Consider the following 15691-nt stretch of genomic DNA (forward strand, 5'->3'; position numbering starts at 1 on the left):
AGCGCATTGATAAGAATTATAAATGTCGCCTATAGCCCGCTGGATGACTAAAAAAAGTGAATTTTTGCTGTAAGAGTCAGTCCAGTTAGAAGCTGCGCCATTTTTATATAGCTACAGGCTATCAGTCGCTTATCAATTATAAATTCGGCAAGTGCTGTGCTTTTCGTCTAAGGTAATTGGTGTGCGAAGGGCGATAGGTGATGAGTGCTATTCCATTCAGTCGCCACGTTTCATGGCCCAGTATGAACCCAGCAACCCGATGTAGAGCAGAACAGGAGAACGACATGGATAACAATCAATCAGCAGGTAAATGCCCGGTGATGCACGGCGGTAATACCGCATCGAGCAAGTCCAATACGGCCTGGTGGCCGAATGCCTTGAACCTTGACATCCTGCATCAACACGACCGCAAAACCAATCCGCTCGGCGATGATTTCAATTACGCCGAAGCCTTTAAATCCCTCGATCTGGAAACCGTCAAAAGCGACCTTAAAGCCCTGATGACTGACAGTCAGGACTGGTGGCCGGCCGATTGGGGTCATTATGGTGGCCTCTTTATTCGCATGGCTTGGCACTCTGCTGGTAGCTACCGCATCGCCGATGGCCGTGGTGGTGCAGGTACGGGCAACCAACGCTTTGCCCCTCTCAATAGCTGGCCGGATAACGGTAATCTGGACAAAGCCCGCCGCCTCTTGTGGCCGATCAAAAAGAAATACGGTAACAAACTTTCCTGGGCGGATTTGATGATCCTGGCGGGAAATATGGCCTATGAATCCATGGGGTTGAAAACCTTTGGTTTTGCGGGCGGCCGCGAAGATATTTGGCATCCTGAAAAAGATATTTACTGGGGCTCAGAGAAAGAATGGTTGGCCAAAAGTGGTAGTGAAGGCACTCGCTACTCTGGTGAGCGCGATCTGGAAAACCCATTGGCGGCGGTGATGATGGGACTGATTTACGTCAACCCCGAGGGTGTAGATGGCAATCCCGATCCACAAAAAACCGCTAACGACATTCGCATCACCTTCGCACGCATGGCGATGAACGATGAAGAAACTGTCGCCCTCACCGCCGGTGGTCACACCGTGGGTAAAGCGCACGGCAATGGCAGTGCTGCGAACCTGGGGCCAGAGCCGGAAGCGGCCGATGTGGAAGAGCAAGGTTTGGGCTGGAACAACCACAAAACCCGTGGTGTTGGCCGCGACACAGTGACCAGCGGTATTGAAGGCGCATGGACGACTAATCCGACTCAATGGGACAACGGCTACTTTGAAATGCTGTTGAATCACGAGTGGGAACTGACCAAGAGTCCGGCGGGCGCCTGGCAATGGAAACCCGTGGACATCAAAGAGGAAGACAAACCTGTTGATGTTGAAGACCCATCGGTTCGTTGCATGCCCTTGATGACCGACGCCGATATGGCAATGAAAGTGGACCCGGAATATCGCAAAATTTCTGAGCGCTTTGCTAAAGATCAGGCCTATTTTTCCGAAGTCTTTGCGCGTGCCTGGTTTAAATTAACCCATCGCGATTTGGGACCAAAAGCCCGCTATTTGGGGGCCGATGTGCCCGCTGAAGATTTGATCTGGCAAGACCCGGTTCCCGCTGTGGATTACACCTTGAGTGACGCAGAAATTGCCGATTTGAAAACAAAAATTCTCAGCAGTGGTTTGAGCATTCCAGAATTAGTGGCAACGGCTTGGGACAGTGCGCGGACGTTCCGTGGTTCGGATTACCGTGGCGGTGCCAATGGTGCGCGTATACGTCTTGCGCCGCAAAAAGATTGGGAAGGCAATGAGCCTGCACGGTTACAAAAAGTATTGAGTGCACTTGCCACAATCCAATCTGGCTTGAGCAAAAAAGTCAGCATTGCCGATTTAATTGTGCTGGGCGGAACAGCGGCAGTTGAAAAAGCCGCAAAAGATGCGGGTGTAAATATCACCGTACCTTTTGCTGCGGGTCGCGGCGATGCTACCGAAGCGCAAACCGATGCAGAATCTTTTGCCCCGCTGGAGCCCATCCATGACGGTTTCCGTAATTGGGTGAAAAAAGATTATGTGGTGCAACCAGAAGAATTATTGTTGGATCGTGCGCAACTCATGGGTTTAACGGCACCGGAAATGACTGTGCTGATTGGTGGCTTGCGTGTGCTGGGCACTAATCATGGCGGCAGCAAACACGGTGTGTTTACCGATAAAGTTGGCGTACTCAGCAATGATTTTTTTGTCAACCTCACCGACATGGGCTACCAGTGGAAACCTACCGGTAAAAACAGTTACAACATTGTCGAGCGCAATAGCGGTACGGTGAAATGGACGGCCACTCGCGTGGATTTGGTATTCGGTTCCAACTCCATCTTGCGTTCTTACGCTGAAGTTTATGCGCAAGATGATAATCGCGAGAAGTTCGTAAAAGACTTTGTAAAAGCCTGGGTAAAAGTGATGAATGCAGATCGATTTGATTTGAAATAATCACCATGCACAGGGGCAGGTTAATAGCTTAACTGGCCATTAAAGATCAAAAGGCCGATGATATTTTCATCGGCCTTTTGACTTTTTGAATATAAGCAGTGGGCGCAGAGCCAGTTGAACCAGCAGAAAATATTTATTCTGGCTGTTGTTCTACTGCAATAACTTTCAAGCGGCGAACTTTGCCCGATGGTATTGGCCATTCAATGGTGCCACCAATTTTCAAGCCAATTAACGCGCTGCCTACTGGCGATAGCACGGAAATTTTCAATTGGGTTACATCGGCATCCTGCGGGTAAACCAGTTGGATGGTCTTTTCTTCCGCGGAGTCCAAATCGCTAAAGGTGACCTTGGTGTTCATGGCGACCACATCGACGGGTAATTTGGTATCGTCTACTATTTTGGCGCGGCTGATTTCCAAATCCAGGGCGTCGGCGGCGTCTGTGCCATTCTTTTCAATCAGTTGCATAAGGCGTAAGTAGTCAGTTTTTGCAATGACCAATGCGCTGGTTTTTTTGCTGCTCATATATAGATCCAAAAAATAAAAAGCGGCCACCTGGGCTGCTTGTGCGATAAAAAATACGGATAGGTTGGGTGGTTTTCCGGCGATTAAGTAAGGGGTAACTTAATCGCCAAATACGACAAAGGCGCGAACGGAATTGCATTCCGGCGCGGAAGAAAGTATGGCTGTGTGTAATGCGGTGCTAGTGTTCATGGACAAACCATAGCAAGCCTTGTTTACTTTGGCAAGCGCTGCTTTTTTGGACGGCTAGTGCTGCTTTTAATCAACCAGTTCTATATTCAGGCTGTTCAGCAAACGGACGGCTTCGTACCGGCTAAAGCGTGCAGCACTTATCTCATTGTTAAATATATCGATATCGTAATTTTCAGCATCGCTGAAGTCTGCTTCCCTGAGGTTGGTTTTCATAAACAAGCTGTTGGTAAAGTCGCTGTAGGTAAAGTTGGCCTTGGAGAAATTGCCGTTTCTGAAATCCACATCCTGGAGCTTGCACTGTTCCAATTGCAATTCGCTCAAGCTGAGCGCAAAAAAAGACGAATCGTTCAATATGCATTGGGTAAATTTCAAGGGCGACGCAAAATGAAAACGGGGCCAGTCGGCTTTTGTCCAATCCACACCCACCAATTTGCAGGCGTGGAAATGGGTATCCAGAAACTTACTGTAATCAACTTTTATATTACTCAGGTTGGTGTTGGTAAATGCACAATCGACAAATTTACATTTGTAAAAACGCGTGTCAGAAAAGTTACTGTTTTCAAATGTACAGTTCTCAAAGAGAATGCCCGTAAAGGATTCTCCTGCGGCATCAAGCGAATTAAACGCGGTAGAAAAAAACTCGCTATTGTTTGCCAGGTTCATACTGCATCTTCCTGTGGGTTATTGGCAGTGCTCGACCAATTGCCGGTGGTGTATGTATAAATCGAATATTCGCATGTAAGTCAGGGTAAAAACAGTCTTGTATTATCGCCTGTTGTGTGAGCAATTTGGCCTTATGGATTTACGCTTCTTTGGGCATGAGCCATGGAATTTACCTCCTCCGCAGATTACTATGCCCGACTATAACAAGATCCTTATGCCGGACAGCGGAACATCAACCCCAACTCTACCTGACACGAGAACGACAATGAAATTTATTCATGGCCTTTTAATTGGCGCGCTGTGTGTTTCCAGCTTGGCTATGGCTGAGCCGGTACACACTATCAGTGCGGATCACCAGGATTACCTTTACACCGGGCGCATTGATTTTAGCGATAAAAAAGCCCCTCAGCTGTCCTGGCCGGGCTCCAGTATCAAAGCCAATTTTACCGGTACCTCGCTGGCGATTGTGCTGGATGACCAACTCGGCAAAAACTTCTTCAATGTGATTATTGATGGTGAAACCCAGCACCCTTATGTGTTGGAAGCTAAACAAGGCGAGCAAACCTATGTCATCGCCACATCATTGGCGGCTGGCAAACACAGCCTTGAAATTTATAAGCGTACAGAGGGCGAGGAAGGCGCAACCCATTTCAAAGGTTTGGTGTTGGATAAAGATGCAAGCCTGCTGAAAGCACCGGCACGTCCCAAGCGTCGCATTGAAATTTATGGTGACTCCATTACCAGTGGTATGGGCAATGAAGGTGCCGATAATGGCGCTGACCATTTGCTCTCGGAAAAAAATAACTACTGGGCCTACGGCGCTATTACAGCGCGCAATCTCAACGCGGAATTACATACTATTTCGCAAAGTGGGATTGGTATTATGATCAGCTGGTTCCCGTTTATCATGCCGCAGTTTTACGATCAGCTGAATGCAGTAGGTGATAACGACAGCCAATGGGACTTTTCACGCTGGACACCGGATGTAGTAGTGGTGAATTTATTTCAAAATGACAGTTGGTTAATTGATCGCGAAAAACGTTTGCAACCAGTACCCAACGATGCGCAGCGGGTGCAAGCCTATATTGATTTTGTGCGGACCATTCGTGCGAAATATCCAAAGGCGCAGATCATTTGCGCACTGGGTAGTATGGATGCAACGGCTAATCCCACTTGGCCCGGTTATGTAAAAGCCGCTGTAGCACGTATGCAGCAAGAAAATAATGACAAGAAGATTGATACCATTTTCTTCCCGTTTAATGGCTACGGTCATCACCCTCGCATTGCGCAGCACAAGGCGAATGCAGCCTTATTAACGGCGTTTATTAAAAAGAAAATGAAGTGGTAAATAAAACCCCCGCATCACTGGGTGATGCGGGGTTATTTTCAAATTCAGGTTTGAACTTAACGTTTTAAATCCAGCACGCGGAAGTAAGCGTCTTTAGGTTGTAGTTGGCGATCAAACAACAGCGGATAATTGGTGCGTCCAGGAATCGGGAAACCGTTGAGCCAACTAGCATCGTCAGTCACACCCCAGAAGGTTACACGGTCAATCTTATCGCTGTGTTTAATAAATACTTTGAACAAATCCTCATAGCGTTTTGCCAATTTATCCTGCATTTCTTGAGGCAAACCTTTGGTATAAGGGTCGCGTTCCGGCTTGTACTCAAAGCGGGTGGATACTTCTGCCACAGGCAGTTCCCATACAGAAGGCAGTACATCCACATCCAGCTCGGTAAAATGAACACGTAAACCCAGTTTGGCAAAAGCAATAATACTTTTTTCGATTTCGGCAACGGGCGGTGTATCAATTCCCACGTGACCTTGAATGCCCAGTCCATGAATCGGCATGCCGCGTTTTTTCAGGCGTTTGAGCATCTCAATAGTGGCTTCGCGTTTACCGGTACGCTCAATGTTGTAATCGTTGTACATCAGATGCGCTTTGGGGTCGACTTCATTGGCAATGCTAAAGGCATTGTAAATAAAGTCATCGCCCATAATCTGGTACCAGTGGCTGTCACGCATTTTCAAATCGTCGCCAACGGCTTCATTCACTACATCCCACGCGGCAAGTTTGCCCTTATAACGACCCGCGAGAGTGGTGATGTGCTCCTCCATTTTTTTCTGTAGGGCCGCTTTGCTGATATAGCTGCCATCGGCATTTTTAAACACTTCATCCTGGATCTGGCTATGCCACACCAGTGTGTGACCAACCATATGCAGTTTGTGCTTGGTGCCAAAGTTGACAAATGAATCGGCATCAGTCCAATTCCATTGGCCTTGGGCATCGCGCAGTACGCCCCATTTCATGCAGTTTTCAGGCGTAATTGAATTAAACTCCTTGGCAATCAGTGCACTCATCCGTGGGTCTTTGTCTTGTGTAAGGCCTGCATTCAAGGCGGCGCCTATCAGGAAATTATCCTGAAATGCGGCTTTGAGCCCGGTATGTTCCATGGCTTTGGTCGCGGCGGAAAGCTTACTGGCTTGAGTCATTGCAATGCCGGTACCGGTTAGCGCAAGGAGTTGCCGACGTGAAATATTCATAGGTTTGTCCCCTGAGTGTTTATTGTTGTGGATAAAACTTTACATTTTTATGGGTAAAAAGCTGTTTGGTGTTCTTGTATACCAGTGATATATTTGGGTTGACTATAAGATACGCATCAATTGCTAATACAGCAAATAAAGAAACGTTTATAAGGGGTGTGGAAGTGTTGAAATCCTATTTTAATAAATATTACTGGCTCTGTTGTTTAATACCCATGTTGGTTATAGGCAAGGCTAAGGCTGAAGATGGCTACGAAATGTGGTTGCGCTATCACGCAGTTGCCAATGAACAACAGCTTAAAACCTATCGCCAACAAATTACCCAATTGGTGGTGCAGGGCGAATCAGTGACTATGCAAAAAGCCGCCGCAGAATTGCAGCGTGGCTTAGGTGGATTGCTGGCAAAACCAATGGCCAGTGCGACACAGCATCCTGCTAAAAATGCTTTGGTTGTCGGCACCCCAAAAAACTCTGCGCTTATTGCCGCGCTCGGGCTTGAATCTGAACTCGCCGCCTTGGGGGATGAAGGTTATCTGATTGCTAACAAGCTCATTAATAAACGCCCCATACGAGTCATTGCAGCCAATACAGATATTGGTGCACTTTATGGAAGTTTTCATTTTTTGCGTTTACTGCAAACCCAGCAATCGCTCGATAAGCTGGCGATTCACAGTGCCCCTAAATTGCAACACCGTGTTGTCAACCATTGGGATAATTTAAATCGCGTCATCGAGCGCGGTTATGCGGGTTTATCCCTGTGGGATTGGGGGACATTGCCCGATTACAAATCCGAGCGTTATGAAGATTACGCGCGCATCAATGCATCGCTCGGTATCAACGGTACTGTGCTGAATAATGTGAATGCCGATCCGCGTATTTTAAGCGATCAATTTCTGGAAAAAATTGCGGCATTGGCGGATGTATTTCGCCCTTACGGCATAAAAGTGTATTTATCGATTAACTACAATTCACCGCGCGCATTCGGTGATTTGGATTTGGCCGACCCACTCGATCCGCGTGTACAACAATGGTGGAAAGAGCGCACTAAAAAAGTCTATGACTACATTCCGGATTTTGGCGGCTATTTGGTAAAAGCTAATTCTGAAGGTCAGCCCGGTCCGCAGGATTATGGTCGCAATCATGCCGATGGCGCGAATATGTTGGCAGATGCATTAAAACCATTTGGCGGCGTCGTTTTTTGGCGCGCCTTTGTATACCACCCGGATATCGGTGATCGCTTCCGTGGCGCCTACGATGAGTTTATGCCGCTTGATGGTAAATTTGCAGATAACGTTATCCTGCAAATTAAAAATGGCCCTATCGACTTCCAGCCACGTGAACCCTTTTCACCGCTGTTTGCATCCATGAAAAAAACCAACATGATGATGGAGTTTCAGGTCACGCAAGAATATTTTGGTTTTGCCACACACTTGGCCTATCAAGGCCCGCTGTTTGAAGAATCGCTGCGCACCGAAACCTATGCTAAAGGTGAAGGCTCTACCATTGGCAACATTTTGGAAGGTAAGGTATTTAATACCAAACGCACAGGCATGGCGGCGGTTATTAACCCTGGTACTGACCGCAACTGGACCGGTCATCCCTTTGTGCAATCCAGTTGGTATGCCTTTGGGCGTATGGCGTGGGATCATGAAATCAGTGCTGAGGCAGCGGCTGAAGAATGGCTACGCATGACCTTCTCTAACGAGAAAAAATTTATCGAGCCAATGAAAAACCTGATGATGATTTCACGTGAAGCGGGTGTGAATTATCGCTCGCCTTTAGGTTTAACCCATTTATATTCCCAAGGTGACCACTACGGCCCCGCGCCCTGGACTGAAAATTTGGAGCGTGCCGATTGGACTGCCATTTATTATCATCGTGCCGCGAAAGAGGGTTTAGGTTTTGATCGCACCAAAACCGGCTCTAATGCCATAGCGCAATATCCAGCACCCTTGGCAAAAATCTACGGCGATGTAAATGCTGTACCGGAAGAGCTATTGCTCTGGTTCCATCACGTCAGTTGGGATCACAAAATGAAATCTGGTCGTACATTGTGGGAAGAGTTGGTGCATAAATACTACGAGGGTGTAGAGCAGGTGCGTGCTATGCAAACAGCGTGGGATGCACAAAAAGCCTACGTCGACCCTGAACGTTTTGCGCAGGTAAAAGCCCTGTTACAAGTACAAGAGCGCGATGCCATTATCTGGCGTGACTCCTGTGTTCTCTACTTCCAAACCTACTCTGAAAAATCCATTCCCGCCGGGTATGAAAAGCCCAAGCACGATCTGGGCTACTACAAAACCTTGTCTCGCACGCGCTATGTGCCAGAACCATGGCACCCTGCAAGCTCCAGCCGTGTACTGAAATAAATTTCACCAAGCCAATAACAACATTGTATTGGTACAGAATGAACAAAGGCGGCAATTGCCGCCTTTGTTTTTATGTGGGTTCTGTTATCTCGGGATAAGAAGTGTGCATTGCAAAATAGATAAAAACAAAAAGCAGGATATATGGTTAGGGCTTTTTGAATAAACTGTTTGTGCAAGAAAATCTATGCCAATTAATCAATACGACAATTACTTGATTGCTGAAAAATCAGTTGATGTCAGGAATATAGATTCAACACCCGCAACAATTAGTCCATTTGATTCACTTTCTGTTTGAACTTTGATCCACTCCGGGTCAGCAACAAATGCTTTCCATGATGCTTCCGCCGTAGCGCGACTCTTGTGTTTTAAAATGTAATAAAGCGTATTCCCGTCTTTTTCGTCAACTGGCTGCCAATAACCGACATTGATCATGCCGTGGCGCTCAAAAATTTTGGTGGTGTGGTTTTTAAAGCGCTCTAGCAAGTTCGGCATTTTCCCAGGATGTGTAGTGTAAATGCGTAACTCAAAGACGGGTGAATCGTCAGCGGCGATGGTGGGAGTAATTGCAAACATACTGGCTAAAACAATAAACACACAGAGTAATTTTTTCATCGGAATATCGACCTGTATTGTGATGTTGGCAGAGTAATTTCATTTAAAACGCTGATCCTGACATTACGCGGTATAGGTGATGGCGTAGTACCAATCATAGTATCAATATATGCAGGTTTAGGCATAACGATGCCTTGACCATAAAAATCCAGCTAGCTATTACTGCGCTCAATGCCATACCTCGCACCATTAACCCTGATTGCATCGCCATCGCCTTATGCTGGATAATACTGGTTACTTAACCAGTTTTCCGTATTCCCTATGACTAACGCCTTTTTATTAACTCGCCAGTGGCGCGATACCCGTGAGGGTGTGGTGTTGGATTTGTGGTGGGCGACGGAGCAGGGGAGTTGCTGGACTCAGATTACCGGGCAAGAAGTGGTGTTTTTTGTTGAGCGTAGACATGCACCGGAATTGCCAACGCTGTTTTCCCGTTTGCGCGCATGGCGCATGGCAGAGGTGGGGTTAAAAACCTTTCACAATCAACCGGTTGTTGCTCTTTATTTCAAGCAGCACCGCACTGCACGCGATGCGCAGGATTTGCTGCGCCAACAGGATATTGCCTTTTGGGAAAGTGATATTCGCCCGCCCGAGCGCTATTTAATGGAGCGTTTTATTACGGCAGCAGCACAATTGGATGTGCCGGATGCCGCCCATCAGCCATTGCGCAACCCTCGCCTTGTGCCGGTTGAGGATACGCTGTGGCGACCAAACCTGCGCATGTTGTCTCTCGATATAGAAACTTCCATGGATGCGCAACAGCTCTATTCCATTGCCATTTGGTGTGAGGCCGCAAAAACTATTTTTATGGTTGGCGAGGGCGATGACACTACGGCTAATCATGATCAACCGCAGATTATTTTTTGTCGCGACGACAAAGCGTGCCTGCAACAATTTTTTGCGGCAATTGCGGCGCTTGATCCAGATATTTTAATTGGTTGGAATGTGGTGCAGTTTGATTTATTGGTGCTGGAGAAGCTCTGCCAACGATTAAATATTCCACTGCAATTGGGGCGAGCGAATCAGGTAATTCATTGGCGCCATGAAGATGCCAATGACGGTGGTCGCAGTTTTGTGGTTATTCCCGGGCGTGTGGCGCTGGATGGTATCGAATTATTAAAGGCGGCCAATTATCGTTACGAGAGTTATTCACTGCAAAATATTGCGGAAGAATTATTGGGCGAAAGCAAGCTGATCAGTGGCAATCATCGCGGTGATGATATTACCCGGTTGTTCAATACTGATAAGCGCGCTCTGGCGAAATATAACCTGCACGATTGCGAGCTGGTATGGAAAATATTTCAGCAGCAAGAGTTGCTTGCCTTTGCGCTGGAGCGCAGCCAGCTCACAGGGTTATTGCTGGATCGCATTGGCGGTTCGGTGGCGGCATTTGAGTATTTGTATTTGCCCCGCTTGCATCGGCGCGGTTATGTGGCGCCGAATTTAGGGGAGCTGGAATCTGATGTGATTAGCCCCGGCGGTTATGTGATGAACTCGCGCCCCGGTATTTATGACAATGTGCTGGTGCTGGATTTTAAAAGTCTGTACCCAAGTATTATGCGGACATTTTTAATCGATCCCTGTGCATTTTGGCTGGCGCAGCACAATCATTTGCCGGATGAAGAAACGGTGCCCGGTTTTAATGAGGCTTATTTTGCACGGGAAGGGCACATTTTACCCACTGTCATTGAGCAGTTGTCGGCAGCGCGCGACCGCGCCAAACAACATAAAAATGCACCTCTGTCCCATGCGATTAAAATTATTATGAATTCATTTTACGGTGTGCTGGGCTCCACTGGTTGCCGTTTTTTTGATCCGCGAGTGTGCAGTTCCATTACGTTACGCGGGCATGAGATTATCCAGCGCAGCCGCGATTGGATTGAGCAACAAGGCTATGCGGTTATTTATGGTGATACGGATTCGCTGTTTGTTTGGCTGGAGAATAATTGCCAGGGATATTCGCCCAAAACGCCATCGCAATGCGACCTTATTGGTAAGCGGCTCGCCAGGGAATTAAATCTGTGGTGGCAAAAAACATTGCGCGAAGAATTTAAGATCCAGAGCGCATTGGAAATTCAATACGAAACGCATTATTTACGTTTTCTGATGCCGACGATTCGCGGTTCGGAATTAGGGACTAAAAAACGCTACGCCGGTTTGATTGACGTTAATGGCGCGCGCGAGATGGTGTTTAAAGGCCTGGAAAATGTGCGCACAGATTGGACCTTGCTGGCCAAAGAATTTCAGTCTGAACTCTACCGGAAAATTTTTAACGGTGAGGATTATCTGGATTTCGTGCGCGCTACCAACGATCGTGTATTGGCTGGGCAGTGCGACATGGATTTAATTTATCGCAAGCGTTTGCGCCGGCATTTACATGAGTATCAAAAAAATGTACCTCCCCATGTGCAGGCCGCGCGCAAATATGCGCAGCTGACGGGTGAAACCTTGCGTCGTGGCGATTGGATCAGCTATCTGATTACTACCAGCGGCCCTGAACCGGTAGGCAGTTATGAGGTAGATCTGGCATTACTGCAAAGTCCCATTGATTACCGGCATTACATCGAGAAACAACTTTCGCCGGTCGCCGACAGCATTCTACATTTCCTTGATGAGTCGCTCACCCAGTTGGTCGATCAACAGCTCTCCTTGTTCGGTTGATGCTGACTGGGCGTGGCTTGTCCAGCACAGACCTTCGGGCTATAGTCCCGTTCCCTTATTGATTTTCAGGTAGTGTCATGTCCGATGATATCGATGAAGTTCTCGATTTACTGCGCGAGCACAATGAACCCGTCCCAGTACCTCTGGAATTGCCCGATGAAGACCGGTTGGTCGAGATTGAAGAAGAGCTGCTATTGCCAATCCCGCGTGAAATGCGCAGCTTTTTGTTGGAAGCCAGCGATGTGATTTACGGCTCGATTGAACCCGTCACCGCCGCCGATCCTTATTCCCACACCTATTTGCCAGAAGTCACGGCCGTTGCCTGGGAGCAGGGTGTGCCGCGTTATTTAATGCCCCTGTGCGAAGTGGATGGCAGCTATTACTGCGTGGAGCAAGATGGTGAAGTCGTATTTTGGCGCGATGGCGAGTTGACCGATGAAACCTGGCCTTCGGTATGGCATTGGGCGCGTGATGTTTGGCTTGAGTCGTGAGCCTATAGCAAGTGGTAGTAGATCACGGAAATAGATTCTGGTGCCACGTCGCGTGCCTTAGCTGAGCTACACTTAGTCTCCCGACGTGCCAGTCAGGCTAGGACTCTGGTGCGCTGAATACCGTTTAATTGAGTGGGATGAGTTCTGATCGTGCGCAAGTGTTCCTTTGTCATGGGTGTTCTGCTTCTGGGATTCTCCAGTGGCGGCCTATTGGCTGAAACTGGCACTGTGCAGCCCCTGACGCCAGAGGTAGCTACATCTTCACTCACACCGCAAGCGGAAGCCGCACCGCCTGAACAGACGCATCAGGAATCCAGCCTTGCCGATTTTGAAGCCCATGTGCGCCGCGTAGCCGAGCGCACCGCCGCTGAAGAAAAGGCACGTAAGGAGCAAGAACGTTTGGAGCAGGAAGCTGCTGCGCAGGCGAATAAATCCAAACAGCTCACTTTTTTTAAATACCGCAAGGATGGCACTGTCGCCTATTCCGATCGCCAGCCACGAAAAACGGATTATCAGGTCATTGTTTACAACTCCTGTTTCGCTTGTAACCCGCTGTCCACGGTGGATTGGCGAGTTACTCGTCTCTACCTGTCGCAATTCACTTACTCCATCACCCAGGCAGCTGCGCGCCACGGCGTAGATCCATCGCTGGTGCGCGCGGTGATTCACGCTGAGTCCAATTTCAACCCGCTTGCGCGCTCGCGCAAAGGCGCCATGGGACTGATGCAATTAATGCCCGGCACAGCCAAGGATATGGGTGTGGGTGACGCCTACAATGCCGCCCAAAATATCGACGGCGGCGTGAAGTATTTGGCGTGGCTGCTCAAGCGTTTTAATGGCGATATCACCCGCGCGACTGCCGCCTACAACGCGGGTCCCGGTGCTGTCGAAAAATACGGTGGTGTACCGCCTTTTGATGAAACCAAAACCTACGTTTTTCGCGTCAACATCCTGCATCAACGCTACAAAACCCAATTGGCATTGGCGAGCAACTGAACGCTTATAGCCATACGGTCTAATCTTTTTTGAAAATTTTGCTCAAAATCTGCGCGTTTTTGCCGCTATAGGGTTTGTATCCCTTAATCCTATGCAGGCGAGGCTATGATTATTGCCAATTCACACATTCAGATGGCTGCCCAACACGATTACCGCGAAGAACATCAATTGAGCGAGCGGCTGACGTTTTTACCGGGTGGGAGAAATGTTGCACCTGCCCCCGAGGCTGAAGCGGCGCCAGAGTCTTCATCGGTGCGAGTGGATTTATCCTCGGCGGGATCAGTATTAGCCTTGCATCGTAAACGGCAGGTACTGGATTTATCGCCCACAATGGATTCCCGGTCGCGGCTGAATTTGATGATTCTGGAGGCAATGTACAAGGCCATTACCGGTAGGGAGATGCAACTTACAGCGCCCGGGGATTTGCAGGTCTCAGCGGCGGGTGCGCAATCCCTCCCGGTTGATGGGACGCCTCCCGCACAAGTGTTGGCGCGCGCGGCTGGCCCGGGATTGATTTATCAGCGCCATGAGCGGTATGTCGAACAAGAGACCTCAAGTTTTCAGGCGGTTGGGGTGGTACACACCGCCGATGGCCGCACGATTGATTTCTCTGTTGCACTCACCATGAGCCGGCAGTTTGTAGAAGAGTCTCATTTGGAAATTCGTGCCGGCAGTGCGAACAAGATCGACCCCTTAGTGATTAATTTTGATGGTCTGGGGGTTGGTCTTAGCCAAACCCGATTTGCGTTCGATCTCGATAGCGATGGCACGGAGGAGCAAATTGCGAGCTTGCGCCCGGGCAATGGCTATCTGGCGTTGGATCGCAATGGCGATGGCCAGATCAATAACGGCAGTGAATTGTTTGGCCCAACCACCGGGCGCGGATTTGCCGAGCTGGCCGCCTATGATGAAGATGGCAACAATTTTATCGACGAGGCTGACAGCATCTATCACCAATTGCGTATTTGGATGATGAATGAGGATGGTTCGAGCCAATTGGTGGCGCTGGGCGACAAAAATATCGGAGCGATTTATCTGGGCCACGTGTCCACGCCCTTTCAATTAAAAGATCCGGGCAATCAGTCGCTGGGTGAAGTGGCAAATGCTGGCGTTTATCTCACGGAGGACGGGAAAGTCGGAGTAGTGCAGGAAGTGAATTTAACGGTGTAAAAAAGCCGCTGGTGCAATGCGCCAGCGGCTTTTTTACGCATCAAGAATAGGGTTATTGGTTAAACAAAAACTCCATTAACGCATTTTGTGCGTGCATGCGATTTTCTGCTTCTTCCCAGACTACGGCGTCGGGTGCATCAAGAATGTCGGCGCTGACTTCTTTGCCGCGATAGGCGGGCAAGCAATGCATAAATAAGGCGTCGCTATTGGCGAGACTCATCAGGTCTTTATTGACTTGATAACCGCTGAAGATTTTTTCGCGCTGTTTCTTTTCATCTTCCTGGCCCATGGATGCCCAGGTATCGGTAACAACGAGGTCTGCACCAGCAACGGCTGCACGCGGGTCATTGCTCAGGCTGACGCGGTCTTTATAGGGAGTGACAAATTCATCTTCCGGCTCAAAGCCTTTGGGAGTGGCTATGCGCAGCTCAAAGTCGCACAACTCAGCGGCTTGAATGTAGCTGTTGCACATGTTGTTGCCATCGCCAACCCAGGCTACCGTTTTACCGGCGAGTGAGCCGCGCTGTTCAACGTAGGTTTGAATGTCTGCCAGCAATTGGCAGGGATGGTATTCATCGGTCAGGCCATTGATAACCGGTACGCGAGAGTATTCGGCAAAACGTTGTACGGTGCTGTGAGCATAGGTGCGGATCATGACCATATCCACCATGCTGGCAATGCAGCGTGCGGCGTCTTCAATCGGTTCGCCGCGGCCTAATTGGGAATCCTTGGTGGACAGGAAAATGGCGTGACCGCCCAATTTGGCCATGCCGGATTCAAAAGAGACGCGGGTGCGGGTGGAGTTTTTCTCAAAAATCATCGCCAGCACTTTGTTGTTAAATGGCTCAGGGGCTGTGCCCTGGCGCAACATGGCTTTGAGTTCGATGGCGCGCGTAATAATCTGTTGCAGTTCGGCGCGGTTAATATCGTTGAGAGTCAGGAAATGTCTCGGTGCCTTTGAGGGAACCATAATCGATGCTCTTTTATTGCAGTGCGCGCTTTATT

General features: G+C 48.7%; 12 protein-coding genes. 7 read left to right on the plus strand and 5 right to left on the minus strand.

What is annotated here, in order from left to right; translation table 11 throughout:
* The first annotated feature begins 284 nt into the window (after window positions 1-284).
* On the plus strand, window positions 285-2468 hold the full coding sequence (gene katG / locus B0D95_RS00785) for a catalase/peroxidase HPI (RefSeq protein ID WP_078042108.1): 2184 nt from the start codon (window positions 285-287) through the stop codon (window positions 2466-2468).
* Window positions 2469-2601: 133 nt separating this feature from the next.
* Here katG and rnk read toward each other — a convergent pair whose 3' ends face one another.
* Both rnk and B0D95_RS00795 read right to left on the minus strand, forming a co-directional pair.
* A complete protein-coding gene (rnk, locus tag B0D95_RS00790; protein WP_078042109.1) occupies window positions 2602-2991 on the minus strand; it encodes a nucleoside diphosphate kinase regulator in 390 nt (129 codons plus the stop codon).
* A 255-nt stretch (window positions 2992-3246) separates the two neighbouring features.
* Complete coding sequence (locus B0D95_RS00795) at window positions 3247-3843, minus strand: pentapeptide repeat-containing protein (RefSeq protein ID WP_078042110.1); 597 nt, start codon at window positions 3841-3843, stop codon at window positions 3247-3249.
* 265 nt (window positions 3844-4108) lie between these two features.
* On the opposite strand from B0D95_RS00795, the gene B0D95_RS00800 reads away from it, so the two are divergent.
* Entirely contained in the window at window positions 4109-5191 is a 1083-nt protein-coding gene (locus B0D95_RS00800) for an SGNH/GDSL hydrolase family protein (protein ID WP_078042111.1), read from the plus strand.
* A gap of 56 nt (window positions 5192-5247) precedes the next feature.
* On the opposite strand, the gene B0D95_RS00805 is transcribed toward B0D95_RS00800, so the two are convergent.
* The gene (locus tag B0D95_RS00805) at window positions 5248-6387 is read right to left on the minus strand and encodes an endo-1,4-beta-xylanase (protein ID WP_078042112.1); all 1140 of its coding nucleotides are present in this window, start codon (window positions 6385-6387) and stop codon (window positions 5248-5250) included.
* A gap of 164 nt (window positions 6388-6551) precedes the next feature.
* Here B0D95_RS00805 and B0D95_RS00810 point away from each other — a divergent pair, with 164 nt between their 5' ends.
* A complete protein-coding gene (locus B0D95_RS00810; protein WP_246841691.1) occupies window positions 6552-8756 on the plus strand; it encodes an alpha-glucuronidase family glycosyl hydrolase in 2205 nt (734 codons plus the stop codon).
* A 207-nt stretch (window positions 8757-8963) separates the two neighbouring features.
* Here B0D95_RS00810 and B0D95_RS00815 read toward each other — a convergent pair whose 3' ends face one another.
* Window positions 8964-9368, minus strand: coding sequence for an NIPSNAP family protein (locus B0D95_RS00815; RefSeq protein WP_078042114.1), 405 nt, complete (start codon window positions 9366-9368; stop codon window positions 8964-8966).
* 261 nt (window positions 9369-9629) lie between these two features.
* Here B0D95_RS00815 and B0D95_RS00820 point away from each other — a divergent pair, with 261 nt between their 5' ends.
* The 4 genes from B0D95_RS00820 (at window position 9630) to B0D95_RS00835 (ending at window position 14686) form a co-directional block, all read left to right on the plus strand.
* A complete protein-coding gene (locus B0D95_RS00820) occupies window positions 9630-12029 on the plus strand; it encodes a DNA polymerase II (protein WP_078042115.1) in 2400 nt (799 codons plus the stop codon).
* Window positions 12030-12118: 89 nt separating this feature from the next.
* Window positions 12119-12520, plus strand: a complete 402-nt coding sequence (locus B0D95_RS00825; RefSeq protein ID WP_078045566.1) for an SMI1/KNR4 family protein — start codon at window positions 12119-12121, stop codon at window positions 12518-12520.
* Window positions 12521-12691: 171 nt separating this feature from the next.
* Window positions 12692-13516 carry a lytic transglycosylase domain-containing protein gene (locus B0D95_RS00830; RefSeq protein ID WP_078042116.1) on the plus strand — a complete coding sequence of 275 codons (825 nt, stop codon included), beginning with the start codon at window positions 12692-12694 and terminating at the stop codon, window positions 13514-13516.
* Window positions 13517-13621: 105 nt separating this feature from the next.
* A complete protein-coding gene (locus B0D95_RS00835) occupies window positions 13622-14686 on the plus strand; it encodes a hypothetical protein (protein ID WP_078042117.1) in 1065 nt (354 codons plus the stop codon).
* 52 nt (window positions 14687-14738) lie between these two features.
* On the opposite strand, the gene argF is transcribed toward B0D95_RS00835, so the two are convergent.
* Entirely contained in the window at window positions 14739-15656 is a 918-nt protein-coding gene (gene argF / locus B0D95_RS00840) for an ornithine carbamoyltransferase (protein ID WP_078042118.1), read from the minus strand.
* Window positions 15657-15691 lie beyond the last annotated feature (35 nt).

Source organism: Cellvibrio sp. PSBB023 (genome assembly GCF_002007605.1).
Lineage (GTDB): Bacteria > Pseudomonadota > Gammaproteobacteria > Pseudomonadales > Cellvibrionaceae > Cellvibrio.

Excerpts from the sequence above, each read along its gene's own strand:
- katG (WP_078042108.1), top strand. The coding sequence starts at position 285 with ATGGATAACAATCAATCAGCAGGTAAATGCCCGGTGATGCACGGCGGT.
- rnk (WP_078042109.1), bottom strand. The coding sequence starts at position 2,991 with ATGAGCAGCAAAAAAACCAGCGCATTGGTCATTGCAAAAACTGACTAC.
- B0D95_RS00800 (WP_078042111.1), top strand. The coding sequence starts at position 4,109 with ATGAAATTTATTCATGGCCTTTTAATTGGCGCGCTGTGTGTTTCCAGC.
- argF (WP_078042118.1), bottom strand. The coding sequence starts at position 15,656 with ATGGTTCCCTCAAAGGCACCGAGACATTTCCTGACTCTCAACGATATT.
- B0D95_RS00830 (WP_078042116.1), top strand. The coding sequence starts at position 12,692 with ATGGGTGTTCTGCTTCTGGGATTCTCCAGTGGCGGCCTATTGGCTGAA.
- B0D95_RS00795 (WP_078042110.1), bottom strand. The coding sequence starts at position 3,843 with ATGAACCTGGCAAACAATAGCGAGTTTTTTTCTACCGCGTTTAATTCG.
- B0D95_RS00820 (WP_078042115.1), top strand. The coding sequence starts at position 9,630 with ATGACTAACGCCTTTTTATTAACTCGCCAGTGGCGCGATACCCGTGAG.
- B0D95_RS00805 (WP_078042112.1), bottom strand. The coding sequence starts at position 6,387 with ATGAATATTTCACGTCGGCAACTCCTTGCGCTAACCGGTACCGGCATT.
- B0D95_RS00815 (WP_078042114.1), bottom strand. The coding sequence starts at position 9,368 with ATGAAAAAATTACTCTGTGTGTTTATTGTTTTAGCCAGTATGTTTGCA.
- B0D95_RS00835 (WP_078042117.1), top strand. The coding sequence starts at position 13,622 with ATGATTATTGCCAATTCACACATTCAGATGGCTGCCCAACACGATTAC.